Origin of the sequence: Phenylobacterium aquaticum, from assembly GCF_022695515.1 — a bacterium.
GTDB lineage: Bacteria > Pseudomonadota > Alphaproteobacteria > Caulobacterales > Caulobacteraceae > Phenylobacterium > Phenylobacterium aquaticum.
The window spans coordinates 87742-112383 of sequence record NZ_JALDPT010000005.1; the positions used below are offsets into that span (position 1 = coordinate 87742).

General features: G+C 70.2%; 32 protein-coding genes and 1 pseudogene. 18 read left to right on the forward strand and 15 right to left on the reverse strand.

Translation table 11 applies throughout. The features are described 5' to 3' along the window. Position 1: 1 nt before the first annotated feature. Entirely contained in the window at positions 2-1096 is a 1095-nt protein-coding gene (locus tag MQH10_RS05485) for an NADH:flavin oxidoreductase (RefSeq protein WP_242563062.1), read from the reverse strand. Positions 1097-1229: 133 nt separating this feature from the next. Between MQH10_RS05485 and MQH10_RS05490 the strand changes: the two genes are divergently transcribed. Continuing rightward, complete coding sequence (locus MQH10_RS05490; protein ID WP_242563063.1) at positions 1230-1433, forward strand: hypothetical protein; 204 nt, start codon at positions 1230-1232, stop codon at positions 1431-1433. Here MQH10_RS05490 and MQH10_RS05495 read toward each other — a convergent pair. After that, positions 1430-1816 (reverse strand): Rid family hydrolase, encoded by a 387-nt coding sequence (locus MQH10_RS05495; RefSeq protein ID WP_242563064.1) that lies wholly within the window; start codon positions 1814-1816, stop codon positions 1430-1432. The two genes, MQH10_RS05490 and MQH10_RS05495, sit on opposite strands and share 4 nt — an antisense overlap. Positions 1817-1981: 165 nt before the next feature. Here MQH10_RS05495 and MQH10_RS05500 point away from each other — a divergent pair, with 165 nt between their 5' ends. The 3 genes from MQH10_RS05500 to MQH10_RS05510 are packed head-to-tail and all read left to right on the forward strand — an operon-like array spanning position 1982 to position 4112. Next, entirely contained in the window at positions 1982-2728 is a 747-nt protein-coding gene (locus MQH10_RS05500) for a nucleoside/nucleotide kinase family protein (RefSeq protein WP_242563065.1), read from the forward strand. Positions 2729-2751: 23 nt separating this feature from the next. Continuing rightward, on the forward strand, positions 2752-3630 hold the full coding sequence (locus MQH10_RS05505; protein WP_242563066.1) for an alpha/beta hydrolase family protein: 879 nt from the start codon (positions 2752-2754) through the stop codon (positions 3628-3630). Then, positions 3627-4112, forward strand: coding sequence for a ribonuclease H family protein (locus MQH10_RS05510; protein WP_242563067.1), 486 nt, complete (start codon positions 3627-3629; stop codon positions 4110-4112). Before MQH10_RS05505 ends, MQH10_RS05510 begins: the two co-directional genes overlap by 4 nt. 9 nt (positions 4113-4121) lie before the next feature. Here MQH10_RS05510 and MQH10_RS05515 read toward each other — a convergent pair whose 3' ends face one another. The 4 genes from MQH10_RS05515 to MQH10_RS05530 all read right to left on the reverse strand — a co-directional run bounded on the left by MQH10_RS05515 (position 4122) and on the right by MQH10_RS05530 (position 6597). Next, positions 4122-4748 carry an SOUL family heme-binding protein gene (locus tag MQH10_RS05515; protein ID WP_242563068.1) on the reverse strand — a complete coding sequence of 209 codons (627 nt, stop codon included), beginning with the start codon at positions 4746-4748 and terminating at the stop codon, positions 4122-4124. A 69-nt stretch (positions 4749-4817) separates the two neighbouring features. Continuing rightward, positions 4818-5249 (reverse strand): PaaI family thioesterase, encoded by a 432-nt coding sequence (locus tag MQH10_RS05520; RefSeq protein WP_242563069.1) that lies wholly within the window; start codon positions 5247-5249, stop codon positions 4818-4820. Between the two features lie 116 nt (positions 5250-5365). Further along, positions 5366-6076 (reverse strand): terminase small subunit-like protein, encoded by a 711-nt coding sequence (locus tag MQH10_RS05525; protein WP_242563070.1) that lies wholly within the window; start codon positions 6074-6076, stop codon positions 5366-5368. Between the two features lie 287 nt (positions 6077-6363). Next, complete coding sequence (locus MQH10_RS05530; protein WP_242563071.1) at positions 6364-6597, reverse strand: CsbD family protein; 234 nt, start codon at positions 6595-6597, stop codon at positions 6364-6366. A gap of 197 nt (positions 6598-6794) precedes the next feature. On the opposite strand from MQH10_RS05530, the gene MQH10_RS26700 reads away from it, so the two are divergent. The 13 genes from MQH10_RS26700 to tilS all read left to right on the forward strand — a co-directional run bounded on the left by MQH10_RS26700 (position 6795) and on the right by tilS (position 16644). Further along, entirely contained in the window at positions 6795-6932 is a 138-nt protein-coding gene (locus tag MQH10_RS26700; RefSeq protein ID WP_336605046.1) for an AbrB/MazE/SpoVT family DNA-binding domain-containing protein, read from the forward strand. Positions 6933-6940: 8 nt separating this feature from the next. Further along, positions 6941-7330: a type II toxin-antitoxin system VapC family toxin gene (locus tag MQH10_RS05540; protein ID WP_242563073.1), complete on the forward strand. Its 390-nt coding sequence runs from the start codon at positions 6941-6943 to the stop codon at positions 7328-7330. 88 nt (positions 7331-7418) lie between these two features. Next, positions 7419-7952, forward strand: coding sequence for a crossover junction endodeoxyribonuclease RuvC (gene ruvC, locus MQH10_RS05545; RefSeq protein WP_242563074.1), 534 nt, complete (start codon positions 7419-7421; stop codon positions 7950-7952). Further along, a complete protein-coding gene (gene ruvA, locus MQH10_RS05550; protein ID WP_242563075.1) occupies positions 7949-8563 on the forward strand; it encodes a Holliday junction branch migration protein RuvA in 615 nt (204 codons plus the stop codon). The genes ruvC and ruvA overlap by 4 nt, the downstream gene beginning before the upstream one ends. Before the next feature lie 151 nt (positions 8564-8714). Next, positions 8715-9752, forward strand: coding sequence for a Holliday junction branch migration DNA helicase RuvB (ruvB, locus tag MQH10_RS05555; protein WP_242563076.1), 1038 nt, complete (start codon positions 8715-8717; stop codon positions 9750-9752). 92 nt (positions 9753-9844) lie between these two features. Next, positions 9845-10288, forward strand: coding sequence for a YbgC/FadM family acyl-CoA thioesterase (locus tag MQH10_RS05560; RefSeq protein WP_242563077.1), 444 nt, complete (start codon positions 9845-9847; stop codon positions 10286-10288). 75 nt (positions 10289-10363) lie between these two features. Next, positions 10364-11074: a protein TolQ gene (tolQ, locus tag MQH10_RS05565; RefSeq protein ID WP_242563078.1), complete on the forward strand. Its 711-nt coding sequence runs from the start codon at positions 10364-10366 to the stop codon at positions 11072-11074. Between the two features lies 1 nt (position 11075). Further along, the gene (locus MQH10_RS05570) at positions 11076-11594 is read left to right on the forward strand and encodes an ExbD/TolR family protein (RefSeq protein ID WP_242563079.1); all 519 of its coding nucleotides are present in this window, start codon (positions 11076-11078) and stop codon (positions 11592-11594) included. A gap of 6 nt (positions 11595-11600) precedes the next feature. After that, positions 11601-12434, forward strand: coding sequence for a TonB C-terminal domain-containing protein (locus MQH10_RS05575; RefSeq protein ID WP_242563080.1), 834 nt, complete (start codon positions 11601-11603; stop codon positions 12432-12434). A gap of 23 nt (positions 12435-12457) precedes the next feature. Then, positions 12458-13756 (forward strand): Tol-Pal system beta propeller repeat protein TolB, encoded by a 1299-nt coding sequence (gene tolB / locus MQH10_RS05580; RefSeq protein ID WP_242563081.1) that lies wholly within the window; start codon positions 12458-12460, stop codon positions 13754-13756. Positions 13757-13888: 132 nt separating this feature from the next. Further along, positions 13889-14425 (forward strand): peptidoglycan-associated lipoprotein Pal, encoded by a 537-nt coding sequence (gene pal, locus MQH10_RS05585; RefSeq protein WP_242563082.1) that lies wholly within the window; start codon positions 13889-13891, stop codon positions 14423-14425. Between the two features lie 123 nt (positions 14426-14548). After that, complete coding sequence (ybgF, locus tag MQH10_RS05590) at positions 14549-15424, forward strand: tol-pal system protein YbgF (protein WP_242563083.1); 876 nt, start codon at positions 14549-14551, stop codon at positions 15422-15424. Further along, a complete protein-coding gene (gene tilS / locus MQH10_RS05595) occupies positions 15412-16644 on the forward strand; it encodes a tRNA lysidine(34) synthetase TilS (RefSeq protein WP_242563084.1) in 1233 nt (410 codons plus the stop codon). The genes ybgF and tilS overlap by 13 nt, the downstream gene beginning before the upstream one ends. Here the strand turns inward: tilS and MQH10_RS05600 are convergent. The 9 genes and pseudogenes from MQH10_RS05600 to MQH10_RS05640 form a co-directional block, all read right to left on the reverse strand. After that, entirely contained in the window at positions 16641-17510 is an 870-nt protein-coding gene (locus MQH10_RS05600) for an alpha/beta fold hydrolase (protein ID WP_242563085.1), read from the reverse strand. The two genes, tilS and MQH10_RS05600, sit on opposite strands and share 4 nt — an antisense overlap. 76 nt (positions 17511-17586) lie before the next feature. Beyond that, positions 17587-18072 (reverse strand): hypothetical protein, encoded by a 486-nt coding sequence (locus tag MQH10_RS05605; protein ID WP_242563086.1) that lies wholly within the window; start codon positions 18070-18072, stop codon positions 17587-17589. A gap of 163 nt (positions 18073-18235) precedes the next feature. Further along, positions 18236-19030, reverse strand: coding sequence for a M23 family metallopeptidase (locus MQH10_RS05610; RefSeq protein ID WP_242563087.1), 795 nt, complete (start codon positions 19028-19030; stop codon positions 18236-18238). Between the two features lie 155 nt (positions 19031-19185). Next, positions 19186-20603, reverse strand: a pseudogene (locus tag MQH10_RS05615) (NAD(P)(+) transhydrogenase (Re/Si-specific) subunit beta). Continuing rightward, complete coding sequence (locus tag MQH10_RS05620) at positions 20600-20926, reverse strand: proton-translocating transhydrogenase family protein (RefSeq protein ID WP_242563088.1); 327 nt, start codon at positions 20924-20926, stop codon at positions 20600-20602. Before MQH10_RS05620 ends, MQH10_RS05615 begins: the two are co-directional and overlap by 4 nt. 14 nt (positions 20927-20940) lie before the next feature. Further along, positions 20941-22074 (reverse strand): Re/Si-specific NAD(P)(+) transhydrogenase subunit alpha, encoded by a 1134-nt coding sequence (locus MQH10_RS05625; RefSeq protein ID WP_242563089.1) that lies wholly within the window; start codon positions 22072-22074, stop codon positions 20941-20943. 151 nt (positions 22075-22225) lie between these two features. Next, positions 22226-22456: an aa3-type cytochrome c oxidase subunit IV gene (locus MQH10_RS05630; protein WP_242563090.1), complete on the reverse strand. Its 231-nt coding sequence runs from the start codon at positions 22454-22456 to the stop codon at positions 22226-22228. Positions 22457-22557: 101 nt separating this feature from the next. Then, on the reverse strand, positions 22558-23601 hold the full coding sequence (locus tag MQH10_RS05635; protein ID WP_242563091.1) for an alpha/beta fold hydrolase: 1044 nt from the start codon (positions 23599-23601) through the stop codon (positions 22558-22560). 3 nt (positions 23602-23604) lie between these two features. Beyond that, positions 23605-24075 (reverse strand): PaaI family thioesterase, encoded by a 471-nt coding sequence (locus MQH10_RS05640; protein WP_242563092.1) that lies wholly within the window; start codon positions 24073-24075, stop codon positions 23605-23607. A 131-nt stretch (positions 24076-24206) separates the two neighbouring features. On the opposite strand from MQH10_RS05640, the gene MQH10_RS05645 reads away from it, so the two are divergent. Then, a complete protein-coding gene (locus MQH10_RS05645) occupies positions 24207-24623 on the forward strand; it encodes a DUF2946 family protein (protein WP_242563093.1) in 417 nt (138 codons plus the stop codon). Positions 24624-24642 lie beyond the last annotated feature (19 nt).

Below are 24642 nucleotides of genomic sequence, written 5' to 3' on the forward strand. Positions count from 1 at the left end.
CCTATTCCGCCGCCACCGTCTCCGGCGCCACGAAGCCCGGCCAGGCCGACATGTACTTCACGAAGGCGGGGCTGAGCCCCTCCTGGCGCAGGTGCTCGGCGGTCACCGGCAGGGCGATCGGGGTGAAGTCCGGGTCGGCGGCGACCTTCTGCGGATAGTCGTGGTGCAGGATGGCGGCGCGGCCGATCAGGGCGAAGTCGGCCCCGGCCTCCAGCACGGCGCGGACATGGGCGCCGGTCATGATCTTGCCGGCGACGCCCAGGCGCACGTTCCCGCGCGGCAGCTCGGTGAAGTAGCTCATCAGGCTCCGGCCCTTGAACGCCGCCTCGGTGGGTTCCTTGAAGACATCCCACAGCGACATGTCGAGATAGTCGATCTTGCCCTCGGCCAGGATCTGGCGGGCGAGGTCGATGATCTCGGCCAGTTGCAGGCCGAAGCGTTCCGGCGACAGGCGGATGCCGAGATTGAAGTCCGGGCGGGTCGCGGCGCGGATGCCGTCGATGATCTCCAGGATCAGCCGGGCGCGGTTCGCCGCCGAGCCGCCATAGGCGTCGGTGCGCGTGTTGAGCTCGGGGCTGAGGAACTGACAGAGGATATAGCCGTGGGCCCCGTGAATCTCGACGCCGTCGAAGCCGGCCTTATCGGCGCGCACGGCGGCGGCGATGAAGTCGGCCTTCAGCTGGGCGACCTCGGCCCCGGTCAGGGCGCGCGCGCCGGTCTCCGGATCGTCCGAGGGGCAGACCGGCGCCTCGCCGATCAGGTCCGCCGGGCTGCGGTTGCCGGCATGGTGCAGCTGGACGACCGCCAGGCTGTTCTCCGCCTTGATCGCCTTGGCCAGGCGCGTCAGGCCCGGCAGATGGTCGTCCGAGAAGATCCCCAGCTGGCCGGGGAAACCCTGGCCGATCTTCTGGACGTGGGCCGCGCAGGTCATGGTCAGGCCGAACCCGCCCTTGGCCCGCAGGGTCAGCCAGTGGAACTCCTCGTCCGACAGGGTCCCGTCCGCATGGCTCTGGGTGTTGGTCAGGGGCGCCAGCATGAAGCGGTTCTTCATGGCGGGGCCGTGGGCGAAGCTCAGAGGCGCGAACAGGTCGGTCATGGTGCGCAGGGCCTTGGATGTGTCAGGATCAGGATCGGTATTTGCCCCTCGCATCCGCAGGCGGCAAGGCGTACCCAGCGTCAACCGGCCTCATGATTTCTGCGTGCGGCCCCATCTATGCTATGGTCGGTCCATGAGCGCCGAGAGAAAACCCGAGGTCGTCGACCTCTCCCAGTACAAGAAGGCCCGGGCCGAGGCCCAGGCGCCGAAGCCGGCCGCCAAGCCGGTCAAGGGCGCCGGCGAGCCCCTGCTGGGCGGGCGCCCCAAGGCGGGCCTGATCCTGGCCGCGCTGATCGCCGCCCTGATCGCTGCGGCCGTCCTGCCGAAGCTCCTTTAGTCCATCACCACCGCGTCGATCTCGATCTCCACCAGCCAGGCGGGATCGATGAAGCCCTTCACCTCGACGAAGGTGCAGGCCGGGCGCACGCCCACAAACCATTCCCCGTGCACATCGGCCGCCTCCCGCCAGCGGGTGATGTCGGTCAGCATCATGCGGGTGCGGATCACGTCCTTGCGGCTGGCGCCCGCCGCGATCAGGGCCGCCTCGGCGATCTCGAAGCAGCGCCGCGTCTGGCCGGCCACGTCGCCGGGACAGGCCGTGCCGCCGCCCTCGGCGATCGGCGCCGTGCCCGCCACCACCACATAGGGTCCCGCCCGCACCGCGCGGGAGAAGCCAATGATGGGCTCCAGCGGCGACCCCGAACTCACCAGCTTGCGCATCCGCCGCTCCCCTCGAAACCTGATCCAGCGGCTAGCAGAGGGTCGCATCGGGGTCGAGCCGCAACCCGCCATCCGGCGCTTCCCCAGACATCAGCGCCGCTATAGGGTCCCCGCGGCCCGCAAAGTCGCGCGCCTGCCCATTTCTCCGACGACGGACGCCGCCCCTTGAGCCCCACGGATCCCGCCGCCGACGGCCCGACCCTGGAGGCGGTGCTCCGGGCCCTCGAGCCCCGCCGCCCGACCGCCGGCCCCTTCGTCCTCGGGATCACCGGCGCCGTCGCCGCCGGCAAGAGCGTCTTCGCCGCCCAGCTGCGCGGCGCGCTCGCCGCCACCGGGGCGCGGACCGAGATCGTCCACACCGACGGCTTCCTGATGACCAACACCCGGCTGGCGGAGCTGGGCCTCACCGACCGCAAGGGCTTTCCGGAGAGCTACGACCACGCCGCCCTGGCCGCCGCGCTGGCCGCCGTGCGCCAGGGCCCGACCGACTTCCCGGCCTATTCCCACATCACCTATGACGTCGACCCGGCGCTCACCCGTCGCATCGATCCCCCCGACGTGCTGATCATCGAGGGCCTGGCGCTCCGCCGCCCCGAGACCGGCCCCGCCAGCCTGCTCGACGCGCTCATCTATATCGACGCCGAGGAAGCCGACCTCGAGGCCTGGTACGTCGAGCGCTTCCTGGGCTTCTGGGAGGCGGCCGAGGACGATCCCGCCTCGTTCTACGCCCGCTTCCGCCACATGGACCGCGAGGCGGTGACCAACCTCGCCCGCCTGGTCTGGGACCAGGTCAATCTGAAGAACCTGCGCGAACACATCATCGCCGCCCGCCCCCTGGCCGATCTGGTTGTGCGCAAGGGTCCGGACCACGCCATTGTGGCCCTTCACCCCAGCGCCCCGGCCGCCGCATGAGCGCCGCAAGAAGGATCCACGCCATGTCCCGCACCCCTCTGGCCGCCGCAGCCCTGGCCGCGGCGCTGATCGCCGGCCCCGCGCTGGCCGCTCCGCCCGCCGACCTGCCGGCCGCCATCTTCACCGACCCGCCGGCCGACGCCGCCCATCCGGCCCGCATGGAGGTGCTGCACATCCCCACACACGGAGTGGAGATCAACGGCGTCGCCTATCTGGCCGCCGGGGCCGGACCCCATCCGACCGTGGTGCTGTTCCACGGCCTGCCGGGCAATGAGAAGAACCTCGACCTCGCCCAGGCCATCCGGCGGGCCGGCTGGCACGTCGTCACCCTCAACTATCGCGGCTCCTGGGGCAGCCCGGGTCAGTTCCGCTTCCGCCAGAACCTCGAGGACGCCGACGCGACCCTGGCCTATGTCCGCACCCCGGCGGTGGCCGCCAGGCTCGGGATCGACACCGGCAAGCTGGTGATCATCGGCCACAGCATGGGCGGCTGGGTGGTGATTAACACCGCCGCGCACGACCACGGACTGGCCGGACTCGTCTCCATCTCGGCCGCCGACATGGGCTTCCGCGCCGCGGCGCCGCACGCGCCGCTGGCCGCCGCCATGGCCAACAACATGGAAGCCCTGGCCGGGGTCACCGCCGACAGCATGGCGGACGACATCGCCACCCTCGGCGACACGACCTTCGCGCACGCCGCGCCCGGCCTGAAGGACACGCCCTTCCTGAACCTGACCTCAGACGACGGTCTCGCGCCGGGGAATGAGGCCTTGGTCGCGGCGATCAAGGCCGAGGGCGGGACCCGGGTCGCCTCGGGCCATGCAGCCGCCGACCACGGTTGGTCCGACCACCGCATCGATCTGGAAGCCCGGATCATCACCTGGCTGCAGGGTCTGAAGTGAGCGTCCGCATCTGGGTCTCCACCCTGTTCGATCCGGTCTATCGCTGCGGCGGCTGGGCCTATGTGCGGGCCGACGGCGCCGAGCTGACCGGTCAGGCCGGAGGCCAGCGCCAGACCACGGCCGGCGGTCTCGGCCCCCTGGCGCTCGCGGCGGCGCTGTCCGACCTCGACCCCAAGACGCCGATCACCGTCCACGCGGCCGCGCCGCTGCGCGCGGCGATCACCGCCCTGCCCGGCCATGTGGCCGCGGGTTGGCGCACGCCGGACAATGAGCCGGTGGCCGATGCGGATCTGTGGAAGCTGCTGCTGCCGAAGCTCGGCGCCCGGCCGATCACCGTGCTGCCGGCGCCCGAGGGCAGGATCAATCCCACCGCCTTCGCCGACGCCTGGGCCGAACTCGGCCGCGACAAGGCCAAGGCGTCTGGCAAGGCCTTCGCCTCGGCGATCCCCAAGACCAACCTCGCCAAGGTGAAGGGGCTCTAGGCCCCCGGCCTAGTTCCGCGCCACCGGCACGGCGACCTCGTTGCGGCGGAAGCCCGGCAGGGTCCAAGGCGGATCATAGAACCAGGCCACGGGCGCGCCGGTCGCCCGCCAGCCCGCGCCCGGCTGGGCCAGAGCCGCCTTGAGAGCCAGGGTCTTGGCCGCCACCGCCTTGGCGCTGGTCGAGCCGGAGAAGCGCAGCACCGCATAGTCCTGGGCCGGCAGGTCGACGATCCGCACCGCCGGGTCGGTCGGGGCGGGCAGGGTCTCGCGGGTGTATTGGGCAGGCATCACGAACTGCACGGTCCAGGTCCCGCCGGCCCCGGCCGCCTGGGCCACCGGCGCGGTCATGGCGATCTTCTGCGACGCGGCCTGGGCGACCGGGGCGGTCATGGCGATCGAGCGCTTGGCGACATTGCCGCCGAAGATATAGCCCGCCACCTTGCGGAAGCCGGCGTTGCGGGCCTGCTCCTCGGTCCCGCCGGACGAGGCCTCGGCCGCCAGACGCGGGCCATAGTGGCGGATCTCCACGGCCCCCACATGGCCGGTCACCTGGTACTTGGGCTCCTCCACCGCGGCGCGCGCGGCCCCCGCGCCGACTATGGCCAGTCCGGCCCCGATGATCGCCGCCGTCTTCATGATGGTCTCCCCCGGTCCGTCCGGTCGCCGATCATACGGCGGGGGGCCGGGAAAGGTTGCGCGCGGCGATCAGGCCCGCGGGTAGAGGATCACCTGGGTGCAGCGGAAGGCGGCCATCAGCTTGCCGGTCGCCGCGTCCTCGACCCGGGCGTCCCACACCTGGGTGGTGCGCCCGCCGTGCAGCAGGCTCGCCGTGCAGATCACCTCGCCCTCCCGCAGGGTGCCGACGAAATTGCACTTCACCTCCGCCGTGGTGAAGCCCGACGCCCCCTCCGGCCAGGCGGTCGAGACCCCATAGGCGCAAAGGATGTCGGCCACCGAGAGCACCGCCCCGGCCAGCAGGAAGCCGGTATGGGCCACCAGCTCGGCCCGCACCGGAAACCGGCCCACCACCTTGCCGTCGGCGACCTCGGTGATCTCAAGCCCGATATGCTCGGGCAACTTGCCGATATTGGCCTGGTTCAGCTTCTCGACACTGGTCCGGTTGACGGTCGCGGCCATGGGGGCGGGCTCCTCATTCAGGGCCGCCAAGGTCGGGCATTTCGCAGCGAAGGCAAGCCGTCTCCTCCCCCGTCCTGGCGGGGGAGGGGGACCGCGAAGCGGTGGAGGGGGCGGCCTCACCCGCCGCGCCGGACCTCGCCCCCTCCACCCTGCTGCGCAGGGTCCCCCTCCCCCGCTTCGCAGGGCAGGACACCCACCGCCCGCCGATCCTCCATGTCCCACCCCTTGGGCGCCAGCTTGCCCATCTGCAGGCGCAGATGGTGGAACCACCGCTTCTCGCGCCGCCGGTTCCAGCGGGTCAGGCGCGCGAACAGGGCGTCCACCTGATCCTCCAGCCCGTCGCGCTGCGCCCCGCGCGCATGGCTGTAGAGCTCGGCGAACTCCGGATGGGCGTGCAGCCAGTTATAGACGGTCATCACGCACGGCATGTCCGGGTCGCGGCAAATCGCCTGAAGGCTTTCGCCCAGCACCAGGCGCCGGCAGATCTCGCTCGCCTGTATCCGGCTGTAGGTGTTGTTCGGATGGGGCCGCGTCATCCGCCATTTCTTCCCCGCAGCCTGGGCCGCCTTGCGCGCCCGCAACGCCGCCGCTTGCGCGCGCCGCGCCCCCTGGCGGGCCAGGACAAGGTCCCGCTCGAACAGCGGATAGAACAGCCGCCAGCGATAGACCGTGGCGTTGCAGGGCATGCCCGGCAGACGGCACACCGCGGCCACGCTCATCCCCGCCGCCACCCGCCGACAGATCTCCGCGCCCAACTCCGCCGTGAACCGGGTCTCAAAGCACGGCGTGACGCCCTTGCGGGCCGGCTGATAGTCAGGAAGGGGCACGGGGGCTCATCCGCGGCGAACGGGGACGAGAACATTAGCAGAACATCGGCGATCCGGCGAGGCGAAGCTTGGGCAGTGATATCGCGTCCCCCGCGCCGCCAACCCTACCCCGTCATCCCAGGCCTTGTGCCTGGGACCCCTCGCGCCGCTGTTGCTGAGACGCCGAAAGGTAACCGATCGCCTCCGCGCGCACCCACGACCTCAACGCCAGCCGACAGAGGGATCCCAGGCACAAGGCCTGGGAAGACGGTGGTGGGGGAATGCCGGCGGTCGAACGCCCGCCGCGCCTAGTGCTTGGCGTCCGTGGCCGCGTCCTTCAGATCGCCGACCGCGGACTTCACCCCGCCCACGACCTCGTCCTTCTGGCCCTCGCGCTGCAGGGACTTGTCGCCGGTGACGTCGCCGACGGCGGACTCGATCTTGCCCGTGGTCTTCTGGGCGTGGCCGGAGTCCCGGTCACAGGCCCCCAGGCTCATCAAGGCGACCAGGGCGAAGGCGGCGGGAAGGCGGGTGAGGGTCATGTGGTCAAGCTCCGTTTGGGGGCTTAACGCCGAGGGCGGGAGTTGGTTCGGGGCGCCTCACCCCGATTGGCCTATGCCACGGCCTATGCTAATCTCGCAGTATGACGATCCACCGCCACGTCAAACTCTTCCGCAACGGTCGCAACCAGGCCGTCCGTATCCCTCGGGAGTTCGAACTTCCGGGCGAGGACGCCGTCATGCGCAGAGAGGGCGACCGGCTGATCATCGAGCCCGCGCCGCCCAAGTCGCTCCTCGCCCTGCTGGCCGAACTCCCCGACCTCGATGAGGACTTCGGCCCGATCGACGACGCTGCGCCGGACCCCGTCACGCTCTGATGATGCGCATGCTCGACACCAACATCCTGTCGGATCTGGTCCGCAACCCGCGCGGCCGGGTGGCGGAGCGGATCACCGAGTTCGGCGAGAGCCAGGTCTGCACCAGCGTCATCGTGGCGGCCGAGTTGCGGTTCGGCGCGGCCCGAAAGGGGTCCGACCGCCTGACCGCCCAGCTTGAGCGCATCCTGGCCGCGCTTCCGGTCCTGCCCCTGGAGCCGCCCGCCGACGAGGCCTATGGCCGTATCCGCGCCGATCTGGAAGCGCGCGGCCTGCCCATCGGCGGCAACGACCTGCTGATCGCCGCCCACGCCCTGTCGCTGGGCCACGTGGTGGTGACCGACAACGAACGCGAATTCGCCCGCATCCCCGGCCTGACCGTCGAGAACTGGCTCCGCTAGCCGCCCCCCGTCCACGCCTCCTTAACCCTTCCCCCCTCAACTCGGCCGCTGTAGGAACATATCCCGAACACGACGACTCGCAGGCGCCATGACCTCTGTCCGCATCCTTGGTCTCGACCCCGGCCTCCGCCGCACCGGCTGGGGGGTGATCGTGGCCGAGGGGTCGCGGCTCAGCCACGTGGCCCACGGGGTGATCGCGCCCAAGGACAGCCTGCCGTTCGCCGAGCGCCTGCTGGTGCTGTTCGACGCCATCGAGGCGGTGATCGCGGCGCACAGCCCGGACGAGGCGGCGGTCGAGGAGACCTTCATGAACAACAACGCCGCCTCGGCCCTGAAGCTCGGCCATGCGCGGGCCATGGCGCTGGTCGCCCCGGCGCGGGCCGGCCTGACCGTGGCGGAATACGCCGCGACCGTGGTCAAGAAATCCGTGGTCGGGACCGGCGGGGCCGACAAGGACCAGGTCGGCTACATGATCCGCCGCCTCTTGCCGACGGCCGGCGAGACCACCGCCGACGCCGCCGATGCTCTGGCCGTCGCCATCGCCCACGCCCATGCCCGCAAGGCCCGCGCTCTGACAGCCCGTGTCGCGCCCCAGTCCCTCGCACCCAAGAGCGCCGCATGATCGGGCGTCTGCGCGGGCTGGTCGCCGAGGTCGGCGAGGAGGAGCTGCTGATCGACGTGGCGGGCGTCGGCTATGTGGTCCGCTGTGGATCGCGCACGCTGAGCCACCTGCCCGCCATCGGCGAGGACTGCGTCATCCATGTGGAGACCCAGTGGTCGGAAGCCGCCGGCATGAAGCTCTACGGCTTCCTCGGCCGGGATGAGCGCAAGGCCTTCCTGATGCTGCAGGCCATCCAGGGGGTGGGGCCCAAGGCCGCCCTGTCGGTGCTCGACGTCCTGCCGCCGGCCGAGCTGGCGGCGGCCTGCGCGCGGGAGGACAAGGCCGCGGTCGGCCGCGCCAACGGCGTGGGCCCCAAGCTCGCCCAGCGGATCGTAACCGAGCTCAAGGGCAAGCCGCTCTCCGACGGGCCGGTCGCGACCTTCCACGCCCAGATCCATGCGCCCGCCCCGCCCGCGCCGTCGGCCACCGGCGAGGCGGTCGCCGCCCTGATGAGCCTGGGCGTCGCCGAGGTGAACGCGCGCCGCGTGGTCGAGCAGTCGGCCCTGCGGCTGGGGGATGACGCCACGGTCCAGGCCCTGATCAAGGCCGGGCTGCAGGAGCTGGGGCGGTGATTCCGTATTCCGCTCATCCCGGCGAAGGCCGGGACCCAGATCATAAGGCTCTGCGCCTGGGATCCTGTTCGAGGTCCGGTGGATGGATCTGGGTCCCGGCCTTCGCCGGGATGAGCGGTTTGGGAACAGGGCTCGAACGGGAGCCCACCCCATGACCCGCCTCATCTCCGGCGACCCCGAGCCCTTCGAGGGCGGGTCGGACCGGGCCATGCGACCGCAGACGCTCGCCGAATTCGTCGGCCAGGAGCAGGCCAAGGGCAATCTCAAGGTCTTCATCCAGGCGGCCAAGGCCCGGGCGGAGGCGCTCGACCATGTGCTGCTGTTCGGCCCGCCGGGCCTGGGCAAGACGACGCTGGCCCAGATCGTCGCCCGCGAGCTGGGGGTGGGCTTCCGCGCGACCTCCGGGCCGGTGCTGGCCAAGGCGGGCGACCTCGCGGCCATCCTCACCAATCTTGAACCGCGCGACGTGCTGTTCATCGACGAGATCCATCGCCTGCCGGCGAATGTGGAAGAGATCCTCTATCCGGCCATGGAGGACCATGTGCTGGACCTGATCATCGGCGAGGGGCCGTCGGCCCGCTCGATCCGCATTGATCTGGCCCCCTTCACCCTGGTCGCGGCGACCACGCGGGCCGGCCTTCTCGCGACCCCCTTGCGCGACCGGTTCGGCATTCCGCTCAGGCTCGAATTCTATACCCACGCAGAGCTCTCCAAGGTGCTGGCCCATGCGGCCGGCAAGATGGGGGTGGGGCTCACCGCCGACGGCGCCCTGGAGATCGCGACGCGCTCGCGGGGCACGCCGCGGGTGGCCGGCCGGCTGCTGCGCCGGGTCCGCGACTTCGCCGCCGCCGAAGGCCACGAGATGATCGATAAGGGCGCGGCGGCCCGGGCGCTGGCCCGCCTCGACGTCGACCCCGCCGGCCTGGACGCGCTCGACCGCCGCTATCTGCGCGCCCTGATCGAGAACTATTCCGGCGGCCCAGCCGGGGTGGAGACGCTGGCCTACGCCATCGCCGAGGCCCGCGACGCGGTGGAGGACGTGATCGAGCCCTTCCTGATGCAGCAGGGCTTCATCCAGCGCACGCCGCGCGGCCGCATGGCCACGGCGCGGGCCTACACCCACATCGGCCTGACGCCCCCGCCGCAACTGCCGCCGGGGGGGCAATCCTCGCTGTTCGAGGAGGAATAGGCGCCTTGCCCGCGGCCCGCAAATCGAACATCACCGAGGCTGAGATCTAGGATCTGGGTCCCGGCCTTCGCCGGGATGAGCGGATAGGACACATGCCCGACCTCGAACCCACGGCCGGCCAGATCATCGGCCGCGAGCACCAGCTGCCGGTCCGCATCTATTACGAGGACACCGACTTCACCGGGGTCGTCTATCACGGCCAGTATGTGCGGTTCTTCGAACGCGGCCGGTCGGATTTCCTGCGGGCGGCGGGAATCGACCACTCGGCCCTGCTGGACCGCGAGGACCCGGCCGCCTTCACGGTCGTGAAGCTGTCGCTGGAATTTCGCAAGCCCGCGCGGATCGACGACGCCCTGCTGGTCCGGACCACCTATGACCGGGCCAAGGGGCCGCGCCTCTATATCGCCCAGAGGATCACCCGCGGCGCCGATCTGATCTGCGAAGCTGAGGTCGAGGCCGCCTGCATTGATCTTTCCGGGCGACCCAGGAAGCCTCCTGCGGGACTCCTGGAGACGCTGAGGCCCCTCTTTTGCTAGGACTTGGCCTCAAGTTCGACACTGGACCGTTACAGATCACCTGACACGGACCCGCCAACCGGAGCCCAAGACCCTATGGACCCCGCCGTTCCCGCCGCGATCACGCCCGAGACCTTCTCGTTCATCGCCCTGTTCATCCGCGCCGACTGGGTGGTGAAGGGGGTGATGATCGGCCTGGGGCTCGCCTCGCTCTGGTCCTGGACCGTGATCATCGACAAGCTGTTCCGGTTCACGGTGCTGAACCGCCAGGCCGAGAAGTTCGAGGCCCAGGTGTCGTCGGGCCGCAGCCTGGAGGACATCGCCCAGGAGGCCGGGGAGCGTCCGCGCCACGCCCTGCCCCGCATGCTGCAGGGGGCCTTGCGCGAATGGCGCGACGCCCGCGCCAAGAGCCTGGCCACCGACACCCAGGCCGCCTTCCTGGTCCAGCGGATCGACCGGGTGCTCGACACCACCATCGCCCGCGAGGCCCTGCGCATCGAGGACGGCCTGGGTTCGCTCGCCATCGTCGCCACCGCCAGCCCCTTCATCGGCCTGTTCGGGACCGTCTGGGGGATCATGCACTCCTTCCAGGCCATCGCGATCCAGAAGAACACCAATCTGGCGGTTGTCGCCCCCAGCATCGCCGAGGCCCTGTTCGCCACGGCCATCGGCCTGATGGCGGCCATTCCGGCCTACATTGCGTACAATAAGTTCTCGACCGACGCGGCCCGCTACACTGCGCGCCTTGAAGGCTTCGCCGACGACCTGTCGACCGCGATCCAGCGGCGCATCTCGGAGCGCAGCTGAGATGGCCCTGTCGGCTCACGACGCCTTCAACGCGGGCGGCGGCGGTCGCCGACGGCGCGGCCGGCGCGGCCGCGGCGCGCTCGCCGAGATCAATGTCACGCCCCTGGTGGACGTGATGCTGGTGCTGCTGATCGTCTTCATGATCTCGGCGCCCCTGCTGACGGTCGGCGTGCCGGTCGAGCTGCCCAAGACCGAGGCCGGCGCCATGCAGGACCAGAACGAGCCGATCACGGTCTCGATCCGGGCCGACGGCTCGCTCTACATCCAGGAGAACCCCGTGCCCTTCGCCGGACTGTCGCCCAGGCTGAAGGCCATGACCGGCGCCGACACCAAGAAGCCCATCTATGTGCGGGCCGACGGCCGGGCGCCCTATGCGATCGTCGCCCAGGTGATGGCGGCGCTGTCGACCTCGGGCTTCACCTCGATCAACCTGCTCACCGACACCGGCGGCCCCTCCTCCAGCAGCGGGGCGTCTGGCGGGGCCAATTCGGGCGACAAGCCCGGTCAGCTCAGGCCCTAGACGCCGATGCGCGACCGGTCGGATTTCTCCTGGGCGATGATCGTCTCGATCCTGCTGCACGCGGGATTGCTGGTCTTCGCCCTGGTGTCCTGGCCGGTGGTCAAGGAGCTGCCCATCGGCACGGTGGTGCCGGTCAATATCGTCTCCAACTCGACGTTCACCGACCTGCGCGCCGCGGTGCAGGCCGACAAGGAACAGACCGCCCAGGTCGAGACCCCGGCGCCTGAGGCCGAGCCGCAACCGGTTCCGGCGCCGCAGCCGCAACCTCAGCCCAAGCCGACGCCCACACCGCCGCAACCCCAATCTCAGCCCGCCAAGCCCGCGGCCAAGCCGGCGCCCGCGCCTGCCCCCGTGCCGGACGCCAAGGGTCAGAAGAAGCCCGCCGCCAAGCCCGCCGGCCTGGACCTCGACGCGCTCGCCCGCTCGATCGCCAAGAGCCAGCCGGCCGGCGGCAAGGCGTCGTCGGCCGCCAAGGGTCCGAACCGCGCTTCGACCGCCCTGCAGGAGCGGCCGCGCGCCGGCGCCGGCGTGGGAAATTCGGCCAATGCGCTCGCCGGCCTGGCCGACGAGCTGCAGCGCCGCTGGAACCCCAATTGCGAGGTCGAGGGCGGTCGCGACGTGAAGGTCCGCGTGACCTTCACCCTCGGCCCCGGCGGCCAGCTGGTGGGCATGGTCGACGCCGGCGGCCTGGACCAGAGCGGCAATTCCGTCACCAAGGCCGCAGCCGAGCGCGCCATCCGCGCGGTGCACCAGGCCGCGCCGTTCAGCAATCTACCGCATGACTTTTTCGGTCAGCGCGTCACCGTGAACTTCAACGCCCGCGAAGCCTGCGGCGGCTGAGGCCTCGAGGAGGAGAGATGTCCATGCGCCTGAAGACCCTCATGCTGGCGATCTGCGCGGTGTTCGCCGCCAGCCTCGCCCTGGCGCCGGTCACGGCCTCCGCCCAGATCGAGGTCGATGTGAACAAGGGCGACGTGCAGCCCCTGCCCATCGCCATCCCCGCCTTCGGCGGCCAGCGCGGCGCCGAGATCGCCCAGGTCATAACCGGCAATCTGGAGCGCTCGGGCCTGTTCAAGCCGATCGACCCCAACGCCTTCATCGAGAAGGGCCTCAACGTCTCGGTCCAGCCGCGCTTCCCCGACTGGAAGTCGATCAACGCCCAGGCCCTGGTCAACGGCCAGGTCACCGTCGAGGGCGGCCGGCTGAGGGTGGACTTCCGTCTCTGGGACGTATTTTCGGAGCAGCAGCTGCTCGGCCTGCAGTTCACCTCGACGCCTGAGAACTGGCGGCGCGTGGCCCACAAGATCTCCGACGCCGTCTATGAGCGGCTGACCGGCGAGAAGGGCTATTTCGACACCCGCATCGTCTTTGTGGCCGAGAGCGGCGGGCGGCTCAACCGCACCAAGACCCTGGCCATCATGGATCAGGACGGCGCCAATCCCAGCTACCTGACCGACGGCTCCTACATCGTCATGTCGCCCCGGTTCTCCTCGACCAGCCAGGAAATCACCTACATGACGCTGAAGCCCGAGGGCTCGGCGATCTATCTGTTCAATCTGGAGACCGCCCGCCGGGAGTCGATCGGCCAATTCCCGGGCATGGTCTATGCGCCGCGCTTCTCGCCGGACGGCGGCCGCGTGGCCTTCTCGGTGGAGCGCAACGGCAACAGCGACATCTATGTGCTGAACCTGAAGAGCCGGGTCAGCACCAAGCTGACCAGCGACCCGGCCATCGATACCTCCCCCTCCTTCTCGCCGGACGGCAGCCGCATCGTGTTCAATTCCGACCGCGGCGGCTCGCCCCAGCTCTATGTGATGGGCGCCGACGGCTCGGGCGTGCAGCGCATCTCCTTCGGCCAGGGGCGCTACACCACCCCGGTCTGGAGCCCGACCGGCGACTTCATCGCCTTCACCAAGCAGACGGGCGGCGAGTTCCACATCGGGGTGATGCGGCCCGACGGTTCGGACGAGCGCCTGCTGACCACCAGCTATCTGGATGAAAGCCCCACCTGGGCGCCCAATGGCCGCGTTTTGATGTTCAGTCGGGAAACGCCCGGCGGACCCCCGCGTTTGTGGACCGTGGACGTGACCGGTCGAATCCTGCGCCCGGCGCCCTATCCGGGGTCAGGATCGGACCCTGCATGGTCGCCTTTGCTCAACTGACGAGAGAAATGAGATGTCAGGGCAACATTCAAGCGGTTCTCTGACATGTGCGGGACAACAAAAAGCAGTTACAGTTCATGCATTGGCGCATCCCGCGCCGTCGCCGAACCCCAGCCTGAGGAGAAGCCCAAGATGAGCTTCAGCACCAAGCAAGCCCTTCGACTGGCGCTTGTCGCGGCCTGCGCCGTGTCCGTCACCGCCTGCGCCTCGCGGCCCAAGCCGACGCCCGCGCCGACGCCGGCCCCCGCGCCGCACTATCCGCCCGCCCCCCAGCCCGCGCCCGGCCCCAACGGCCCGATCCCCGGCTCGGAGCAGGACTTCGTTATCAATATCGGCGACCGGGTCTATTTCGACTTCGACCGCTATGACGTCCGCGCCGACGCCGCGCCGGTGCTGAACGCCCAGGCCCAGTGGCTGGTGCGCTATCCGTCGGTCATGGTCCGCATCGAAGGCAACGCCGACGAACGCGGCACCCGCGAATACAACCTGGCGCTCGGCGCCCGCCGCGCCAATTCGATCCGCGAGTACCTGATCTCGCGCGGCGTCGCCGCCGCCCGCATCTCGACGGTGTCCTTCGGCAAGGAACGCCCGATCGATCCGGGCACGTCGGAAGACTCCTATCAGCGCAACCGGAATGGCCACACCGCCATCACCGGCGGCGCGCGCTAAGCGTACAGTTCGAGGAGAGTGCGAGAGGGGGCCCCACAAGGGCCCCCTCTTTGCATTTGAGGGCTCGACTTGTCGGCCCTGCCGGCCCCAATTTGGCCCACCCCTCCGGTAGATGATGAGACCATGAAACTGCGTCGCCTCGCCCTGCCTCTCGCCTCCGCCCTGGTCCTGGCCACGACGGCGCCCGCGCTCGCCCAGACCCCGATCGATCCCTTGGACGCCCGGGACTCCCGGCGGCTGGACCGGATGGAGCAGGTGCTGCGCGAACTGCGCGCCATCGTCTTCCAGGGCCGCGATTCCGGAAAGCCGGTCGTGGTCCAGCCGGCCGAGACCGACTACCAGCTGCAGGAGCTGACCCGCCGGGTCGGCGACCTCGAACAGTCCCTCACCCGGGTGAACGGCCAGCTGGAAGTGACCAGCCACGATCTGGCACAGGCCAGGCGCGACCTCGACGCCGTGAAGGCCGACAACAAGGCCCTGGCCGCCCGCGCCGCCAGCCTGGAGCAGCAGCAGGCCCAGGCCCCGGCCGCACCCTCGGCCATGACCATGTCGTCCGGCGCCGGTCTGGCCGGCGCGCCTGGCGAGGCGGCGCCCATCGCCGCCCCCGTGCAGACCGCCTCGGAAGCCTTCACCCAGGCCCGGCAACTGATGCTCAGCGGCGACTATTCCGGTGCCGAGGCCGCCTTCCAGGATTATGTCGCCCGCTATGGCGAAAGCCCCCGCGCCCCTGAGGCGCGCTACTGGCTGGGCAAGACGCTGACCGCCCGCAGCGCCTATTCCGAGGCCGCCACCGCCTATATCGGCGCGATCCGCGGCTGGCCGACGACGGCCTGGGCGCCCGACGCCGTGGTCGAGCTGGCCCGCTCGCTGGTGGCCCTGAAGAAGCCGACCGACGCCTGCCAGACCTTGGACGAGTTCGCCCGCCGTTATCCCAAGGCGCCCCCGGCCGTTCAGAACCGCGCCGCGGCCACCCGCACCCAGGCCAAGTGCGCGGCGTAGAGGCCGCGATCGCCGCCCGGCTCGACGCCCGGCTGCGGCCGGACAGCCCCGCACCCCTGGCCGTCGGCCTGTCCGGCGGCTCGGACTCCCTGGCGCTCAGCCTGATCGCCGCGGCCTGGGCCCGCGCCCGCGGACGGCGTCTGCTGATCCTGACCGTGGACCACCAGCTCCGGCCGCAGAGCGCCGACTGGACCCGAACCTGCGCAGGCCACGCCGCCCGCCTCGGCGCGGCGTTCCGCCCCCTGGCCTGGATCGGCGAGAAGCCTGCGACCGGCCTGCCCGCCGCCGCTCGCGCCGCCCGTCACGCCCTGCTGGCCGAGGCGGCGCGCGAGGCGGGCGCCCAGGTGATCCTGCTGGGGCACACCGCAGACGACCGCGCCGAGGCGGCGGCCATGCGTCGTGAGGGCGCCTCCGTCCCCGATCCTCGGGAATGGGCGCCGTCCCCCGTGTGGCCGGAGGGGCGCGACATCTTCCTGCTTAGGCCTATGCTTGAGATCCGGCGCGCGGATCTGCGGGCCTGGCTGACCGATCGGGGCGAGACCTGGATCGAGGACCCCGCCAATGCCGATCCGCAATCCGCCCGCGCTCGGGTCAGGGCCGCCGGCGTCACACCCGAGGCGTTGGCGCGTCCAGCGGCGATTGTCGGGCTGGGCCGGGCGGTCCGCGACGACATCGGCGGCGGCCTGATCCTGTCCCGCCAGGCCCTGCGCGTGGCCGAGGTCGGCGAGGCCCGGGCCCTGACCGCCATCGCAGCCCTCTGCGCCGCCGGAACCCGGCGGCCGCCGCGCGGGGATCGGCTCGACCGGCTGACCACGGCCCTGCGCGGCGAGGCGCCGGTGATCGCCACCCTGGCCGGCGCGCGGATCGAGGCGAATGAGCAGGACATCACCTGGCGACGGGAGCCGGGCGAGATGCGGCGCGCAGCCGTCAGATCCCTGGTTCTGGAGGCCGGGACGACGGCGGTGTGGGATGGACGGTTCGAGATCGGCAGCGACCGGCCGATCACCCTCACCGGTCTGTCAGGTCACGCCCGCCGGCTGCCGCCCGCCCAGGCGCGCGACTTGGCGCGGCTCCAGGCCGGCGCCCGCGGCGCCCTGCCCCTGATCACAGCGCCCGAGATCGCCTGCCCGGTGCTGGCGGAGGCAGAGGGCGTCACCTTGCGCAGCCTGTCGCTCGCCCGCCTGCGCGCCGCCTCCGGCCTCGTCGAGCGTGAACCCTAGACCTTGGCCTCGGCCATCACATGGTCGATCCCGGCGATGATCGGATCGGCGAAGGCGCGGCCCAGCAGGCTGGCGTGGGTCGCGCCCGGCACGTCGACCTCATAGCCGGCGGCGGACTGGCGGGCGGGCGCGCGCTGCATGGCCTTGACGTTGGGGGGCACGCGGGACGCGCCGGCGGTCACCACCGCGACCGGCAGGTTCGGGTCGAAGGGTTCGCGCCCCTGGGCGGAGGTCTCCGGCCAGGCCTGCACCTCCTCGGCCGCCCATTTGGCGTGGGAGGCCAGGCCATAGATATGCCGCTTCTCGGCCGAGGCCTCGCCCTCCAGGCCGATCAGGTCGCCGATCACCAGGGCCGCGGGGCGCATGAAGCCGAGGTGCGAGAACCGACCGACTAGGTCCATGGCCCGCCGGTAGCCGTGGATGGCCCGCCCCGCCTTGGGATGCTCGATCATGTCGGGCGTGACCGCGTCGACCAGCACCACGCCCTTCACCCGCTCGCGGTTGCGCGGGGTGAACACCCGCAGCATCAGTCCGGCCATGGAGTGGCCGACCATGATCAGGGGCCCGGACTCCCCGGCGTGCGCCAGGAGGGCTTCCAGGTCCGCCGCGATGGCCCGCCCGTCGCGGGGCGTGGGCCCGGCGTCCGAGAACCCCAGCCCGGCGCGATCATAGGCGAGACTCGCCAGCCCCTTGGCCGCCAGGCGATCCTGCACCACCGCCCAGTCCGCCGCACAGCCCCAGGCGCCGCATTCGAACACGATCAGCGGCCGCGCCGATCGGGGCCCGGCCCGGACCATCCGCAATCGCCGCCCGCCAATGTCGATGAGCTCGCCACGCGACGTGTGCAGTCCGGCGCTCGCGCCCATGCGCGCCTCCGCGAAGGGTGAGGTGGAGGCCCAGACTTATGAGCCCCCGCCCGCCCAGCGCAAGCGTCGCCGCGCCCTATTTCCAGACGAGGGTCTGGGGCGCCTTGGGATCTCCATAGTCGATCTCGACCTCGGTCACCGCCTTGGCGCCCGCCGGCGTCGGGAACTGGGCGCGGGTGGTGGTCGGCTTGACCGCGGCCGGCGCGCCGCCGTCGAACTTCACGCGGACGGCCCGGACCCCCTGCTCAGGATTGGTCACCCAGGTCGGCTTGCCCTTGGGATCGCCGGTCTCCTCGGAGATGTTGAAGAACCGCTTGGTCTGGGACAGGCCGGCGTACCAGGTGATGTTCATCACCCCGCCCTGAACCCGCCAGATCGGCGTCACCGCCACCTTGGCGGCATAGCCCTTTTCGCCTTGAACCGTCGCGGTCTGGGCGGTCATCACCCCGTCCTCGCCCTCGGCCGCCGGCAGGGAAAAGGCCGCGGGCGCAGCCGGCGCGGCCGCCTGCTCCGACTTGGAGCACCCGGCCAGGCCGGACAGCACAAGAACCGACGCGAGCATGAGCCCGCTCGTGACACAACGCATGGTCGTCTCCCCCTATTTATTGGGGTAAGCCTGCGCCCAAGCTTCGGCCACGGCAAGCGTGGTGAGCAAACGCTGGTTTTTGACGGGATCGCGCAGATTTCGAGACCGAATCACCGGGCCGACGGCCCGCGCGCCTGCCTCAGTCGGCGCTGTTGCGCAGCGCCAGCTCCGCGAGCTGCAGGTCGTGCGGCAGGCGGCGGTGGCGCTTGCCGCCCCGGGCCTTGTCGAGCTTTTCCTGCATGATCTCGCGCTTGCTCTGCGGGATCGTCGAGACATAGGCGATGCGGACGCGGGGCGAGATATTGGTCGCCATCTCCACCGGCAGGTCGGCGGGGGTCTGGAACCGGCGATTGAGGAACAGGATCGGATTGATCGGCTCCCCGTCGTGGCGGATTTCCAGGTGCAGGTGCGGCCCGGTCGAGGTGCCGCCATTGCCGATGCGGGCGATCGGCGTGCCGGCCAGGACCGGCGTCCCGATCTTCATGCGCCGCTCCACCGACCCCAGATGGGCGTAGAAGCTGGTCAGGCCGCCGGGATGGCGGACCTCGATGAAGTTGCCATAGCCCATGGCCACGCCGCGATTGACCACCTTGCCCTCGGCCACGGCCAGGACGTGCTCGCCGGCGCCTGCCGCGATGTCGACGCCCGCATGCAGGCGTCCATGGTCTTCCCAGGGCAGCTTGCGCAGGCCCCAGGGGGAGATGATCTTGCGTCCCGGCACCGGTTGGCCGAAGGCCAGAAACGCGGGCCCGGACGGCGGATCCGTCTCAGGCTCAGGGTCGGCTATGGCGTCCGCCGCCTGGGCGGTCTGGGGACGGATCTGGGCCGGCAGGGCGGCATGGGCCACGGCGATGAGGGCCAGCGCAAGCGCGCCCGCCCCGCCGAGCGTCAGCGCCCAGCCCGCAAATCCATGCCCTGAAGGCCTGTCCGTCAAACCCGAAGTCCCCACGCGCCCGGTCACGCCCTGACGGCGGCCGGCTCTTGTCGGGCCCTTCATGGACCGGATTGGGCGGATAAACCGTTAAACGGGGGGCGACAAACCGGCGCAGCGCCGACGGGCTCCTCCCCGAGGGGAGGAGCCCTGCGGGCCTAGAGGCCCTTCAGAATGCCTTCGACCATCTTCTTGGCGTCGCCGAACAGCATCATGGTGTTGTCGCGGAAGAACAGTTCGTTCTCGACCCCGGCATAGCCGGAGCTCATGCCGCGCTTCACGAACAGCACGGTGCGGGCCTTTTCCACGTCGAGGATCGGCATGCCGTAGATGGCGCTGGTCGGGTCGGTCTTGGCGGCCGGGTTGGTGACGTCATTGGCGCCGATCACGAAGGCCACGTCGGCCGTCGGGAACTCGGCGTTGATGTCTTCCAGCTCGAAGACCTCGTCATAGGGCACATTGGCCTCGGCCAGCAGCACGTTCATGTGGCCGGGCATGCGGCCGGCGACGGGGTGGATGGCGTACTTCACCTCCACGCCCTCTTCCTTGAGCTTGTCGGCCATTTCGCGCAGCGCGTGCTGGGCCTGGCTGACGGCCATGCCGTAGCCGGGGACGATGATCACCTTCGAGGCGTTCTTCATGATGAAGGCCGCGTCGTCGGCCGAACCCTGCTTGACCGGCCGGTCTCGACCTTGCCGCCGCCCGCCGCCGCCGCGTCCTCGGCGCCGAAGCCGCCCAGGATCACGGAGATGAAGCTGCGGTTCATCGCCTTGCACATGATGTAGCTGAGGATCGCGCCGGACGAGCCCACCAGGGCGCCGGTGATGATCAGGGTGATGTTCTCGAGCGTGAAGCCGAGCGCCGCCGCCGCCCAGCCGGAATAGCTGTTCAGCATGGAGACCACGACCGGCATGTCGGCGCCGCCGATCGGGATGATCAAGGTGACGCCGATCAGCAGGCTGAGCGCGGCGATGGCCCAGAAGGCCCAGATGGCGGTCCCGCCGCTCATCACCAGCAGCACCACCAGGCCCACGATGGCGAGCGCGATGACGATATTCAGCAGGTGGCGGGCCGGCAGCAGGATCGGCGCGCCCGACATGTTGCCGTTCAGCTTGAGCGCCGCGATGATCGAGCCCGTCAGGGTGATGGCCCCGATCGCGAGGCCGAGCGACAGCTCGACGAGCGAGTTCAGGTGGATGTGGCCATTGTCCCCCAGGATCCCGTAGGCGGCCGGGGTGTAGATGGCGGCGACCGCCACCAGACAGGCCGCCGCGCCCACCAGGCTGTGGAAGGTGGCGACCAGCTGCGGCATCGAGGTCATGGCGACCCGACGCGCGATCACCGCGCCCACCGTCCCGCCGACGGCGACGCCGCCGACGATCAGGCCCAGCGTGATGGCGTCCAGCTTGCCCTGGCTGAACAGGGTCAGCAGGGTCACGCCGACGGCGATGGCCATGCCGATCATGCCGTTGCGGTTGCCCGCCTGGCTGGTGGTCGGAGACGACAGGCCCCGCAGGGCCAGGATGAAGAGGACGCCCGAGATCAGATAGGCGATGGCTGCCAGGTTCGCGCTCACTTCGCCTTGTCCTTCTTCTTGTACATGGCCAGCATGCGCTGGGTGACCAGGAAGCCGCCGAAGATGTTCACGGCGGCGAAGGCGGCGGCGACCGCACCGGCCCCCTTGGAGATCAACACGCTGCCGGTCAGGGCTCCGCCGCCGACGCCATGCGCCGAGGCGGCGAGAAGCGCGCCGACGATGATCACCGACGAGATGGCGTTGGTCACCGCCATCAGCGGGGTGTGCAGGGCGGGCGTCACGCTCCAGACCACGTAGTAACCGACGAAGATCGCCAGCACGAAGATGGCCAGGCGGAAGACTGTGGGATCTACGGCTTCCATAGGGACCTCCGAAATCAGGCTTTAAGCGACGGGTGGACGATCGCGCCGCCCTGGGTGACCAGGGCCGCCTTCAGGATCTCGTCCTCGAAGTCGGGGGCGAAAGCGCCCTCCTTGTTCAGGAACAGGCCGGCGAAGGCGAACAGGTTGCGGGCGTAGAGCGCCGAGGCGTCGACCGCGATGCGGCCGGGCAGGTTGGGAATACCCAGGATCTTGGCGCCGTTGGCGGTGGTCACGACCTCGCCCAGCTTGGCGCCCTCGACATTGCCGCCCTGCTCGATGGCCAGGTCGACCAGGATCGAGCCCGGGCGCATGGAGGCGACCTGCTCGGCGCTGACCAGCTTGGGCGCCGGACGGCCCGGGATCAGGGCGGTGGTGATGACGATGTCCTGCTTGGCGATGTGACTGGAGACCAGGGCCGCCTGCTTGGCCTGGTATTCCGCGCTCATCTCCTTGGCGTAGCCGCCGGCGGTCTGGGCGTTCTTGAACTCCTCGTCCTCGACGGCGAGGAACTTGGCGCCCAGGCTCTCGACCTGTTCCTTGGTGGCGGGCCGCACGTCGGTGGCGGTGACGACGGCGCCGAGACGCCGCGCGGTGGCGATGGCCTGCAGGCCGGCGACGCCGACCCCCATGACGAAGACCTTGGCCGCGGCGACGGTGCCGGCGGCGGTCATCATCATCGGCATGGCCTTGCCGAAGGCCTCCGCGCCCTCGATCACGGCGCGATAGCCGGCGAGATTGGCCTGGGAGGACAGCACGTCCATCACCTGGGCCCGGGTGATCCGCGGAATGAACTCCATGGCGAAGGCGGTCGCGCCCTTGGCCGCCAGGGCCTCGAGCGTCGCCTTCTCCTGATAGGGATTGAGCATGGCCGCGACGATCGCGCCCGACTTCAAGGCGGCGATCTCGGCGTCCGAGGGCGCGCGCACCTTGAACAGGATGTCGGCCTTTTCGACCGCCGCCTTGGCGGTCTTGGCGAGGCTCGCGCCGGCCGCTTCATAGTCGGCGTCGGGATAGGAGGCGGCAAGGCCGGCGCCGGCTTCCACCGTCACGGCGAATCCCGCCGCGATCAGTTTCTTCACCGTCTCCGGCGTGGCGGCCACACGGGTCTCCCCAGCGCGGCTCTCCTTGGTGACGGCGATCAAGGCCATTCGTCAGGTCCCCCCTCAGGCGAAAGCCGAGGGACCTTAGTTTCGTCACCCAACCCTGTCCAGCGAACAGGTCGTGAGATTCAAACGTCTGTTTGACAGAATTTCTGCATCGCCTTCCCCTGCGGCAGGAGAAGGCGTCGCACCGCGCGGCCTAGTGGGCCGCTTCGGGCTTTTCGCGCAGGACGATCACGCCGATCACCACCAGGACGGCGGCCGAGACGAAGCCCGCCAGGAAGCCGGCCGGGGTGCAGAACCACAGGACGAGCAGCGTCAGCAGGGCGGCCAGAGCCAGGGAGCCCCACTTGGTCATGCCATTGAACAGGTGGAAGGTGGCGACCTGTTCGGAGATGTCCATCTCGCCGCGGTGAAATTCGGAAGCCATGTCTGTGGCGTCTCTCTGTGGTCAGAAAACGGAAGGAGGCCCGGATACACGCACCCACGCCCTTGCTCAAGCGGCCGCGTGGCCGCAGCCCCACTTCGCGGTCAGGATGGCCAGACGCTGAGCAGGGCGCGGAGCGCCGCGATCAGGGCGAGCGGCTGGTCGACCATGATGTGGTGGGCCGAATCGGGGATGGCGATTTCCAGGATGTCGTCCGGCAGGGGCGAAGGCTGGCCGCTCTTGCGCCGCGACATCACCACCGACCGGTCGCCATAGATGTGGGCCAGCGGCAGGGTGACCTTGGGCGGACCGTCGGCGGTCATGCCCATCATCACCGAGCGGTCGAGCTTGTTCCACATGCCCGGATCGAAGCGCCAAGTGTAGCCCTCGCCGGACCCATCGGGCAGCGGCACGGTCTTGAGCGAGCGCCGCGCGATGAAATCGGCCACGAACAGATTGCCCGCCGCCTGTGGGGGCATGAAGCGGAAGCGGGCGAGCGCCGACTTCACGTCCGGATAGACCTTGTTGGCGCGATCCACGGTCGGGATGTTGCGGGCCTCGAAGCGCTTGGCCTCCTCCGAGCCGGGCGGCGGGCCGCCGAAGCCAGTGTCGACCAGGATCGCCGCATGCATCCGCTCCGGATGCAGGGCCGCGGCGAAGAACACCTGGGAGCCGCCGAAGGAGTGGCCGATATAGATCGGCTTTCGGCCACCCTCGTACAGGCCCGCGGCCTGGGCCACGGCCTCCGCGTCCTCGGCGAAGTCCTGGAAGGCGTAGCTTTCGCGCCAGTCCGACGCGCCCATGCCGGCGAGCGACATGGAGGCGACGCGATAATCCTCGGCCAGGAACGGCGCGATGAAGCTCCACCAGTCGGCGTGGGCCGAATTGCCGTGGGCCAGCAGCAGGCCGGGCTTGCCGACCTCGCCCCAGGTCAGGACCTCGATCTTGGTGCCCAGCGAGGTGACGAAGCTGCGCTCCGGCTCCTTGGCGATGGCGTCGGTGAACCACTTGGGCGCGTCGGGCTCCCGGCCCTGGAAGGGCGCCAGCGGGGCCTGGACCTCCGGCGGCAGGGCGCCGGGTTCGGAATGGATCGGGTGGTCGTCGTAACCGACGGGCGCGCCTTCCTTGATCGCCGGATCCAAAGCCATGTTCTACCCCCGCGCCTCGCGTTCGCCCGGCTTGCGCGAGATCGAACGGATACCCTTATAGACCCCGGTCCCGGTCATCAGGGTGCGGTCCGCGCACCAGATCCGGCCCCGGACGGTGAAGACGTCGTCCTGCTCGGCGACAATCTCGCTGTCGCCCTCCACCCAGTCGCCCATATGGGCGCCGGACATGAAATCGGTGGTCAGCCTGACCGTCACCCAGCCGATCTCGCGGGTGTTGGAAATGACCCGGCCCCAGGCCATGTCGGCGAAGCTCATCAGCATGCCGCCATGGCAGTTGTTCATGCCGTTGGCGTGGTGCTCCTCGACCCGGAAGGCCATGACCTCGGCCTGGGTGACCGGGTCGCGTTTCGAATAGAAGGGGCCGACCGTGCGGCCAAAGCCGCGCTGCCAGAGATTGATCACAAAGCCGTCGGGGACGACGGCGCTTTGGACATCGGTCAGATCGTCGGACATGGCGGCATGCTGATGAACGGGCGTTTGAAAAATGGCAAGCCTTTGATGACCGAACGTCAGCCTGAGACCGGCGTTCTCCGGGACAGTTGACCTCTGGACAAGCCCCGCCCGCCGGGTCTATGGCGCCGGACATGCTCGGGGGCCAGATCAGGGATCGGCGACATGCGGCGGGGCTGACGCTCGCGGCGCTGGCGCTGTTCGTGCGCCTGCTGTTCCCCACCGGCTTCATGCTGTCGCCGGACCGCGCGTCCCTGCCGACCATCGTCATCTGCACCGGCCAGGGGGCGATGACCGTCACCCTCGACGCCAATGGCCATAAGGTCGAGGCCGGCCAGGGCGGCGGCGACCACAGGTCGGACGGCAAGACCAGCCACCCCTGCACCTTCGCCGCGGCCACGGTCTCGGCGGTCGCGCCGGCGCTGGTCGCCGTGCTGATCCCGCAACGGCTGGCCCAGGTCGCCGTCGCGCCCCTGCTCACCACCCAGCGCCCGGGCCTTGGCCTGGCCGCGCCGCCGCCGCCGACCACCGGCCCGCCCGCCCGGATCTGAACGCCGACTTCGCCCCGGC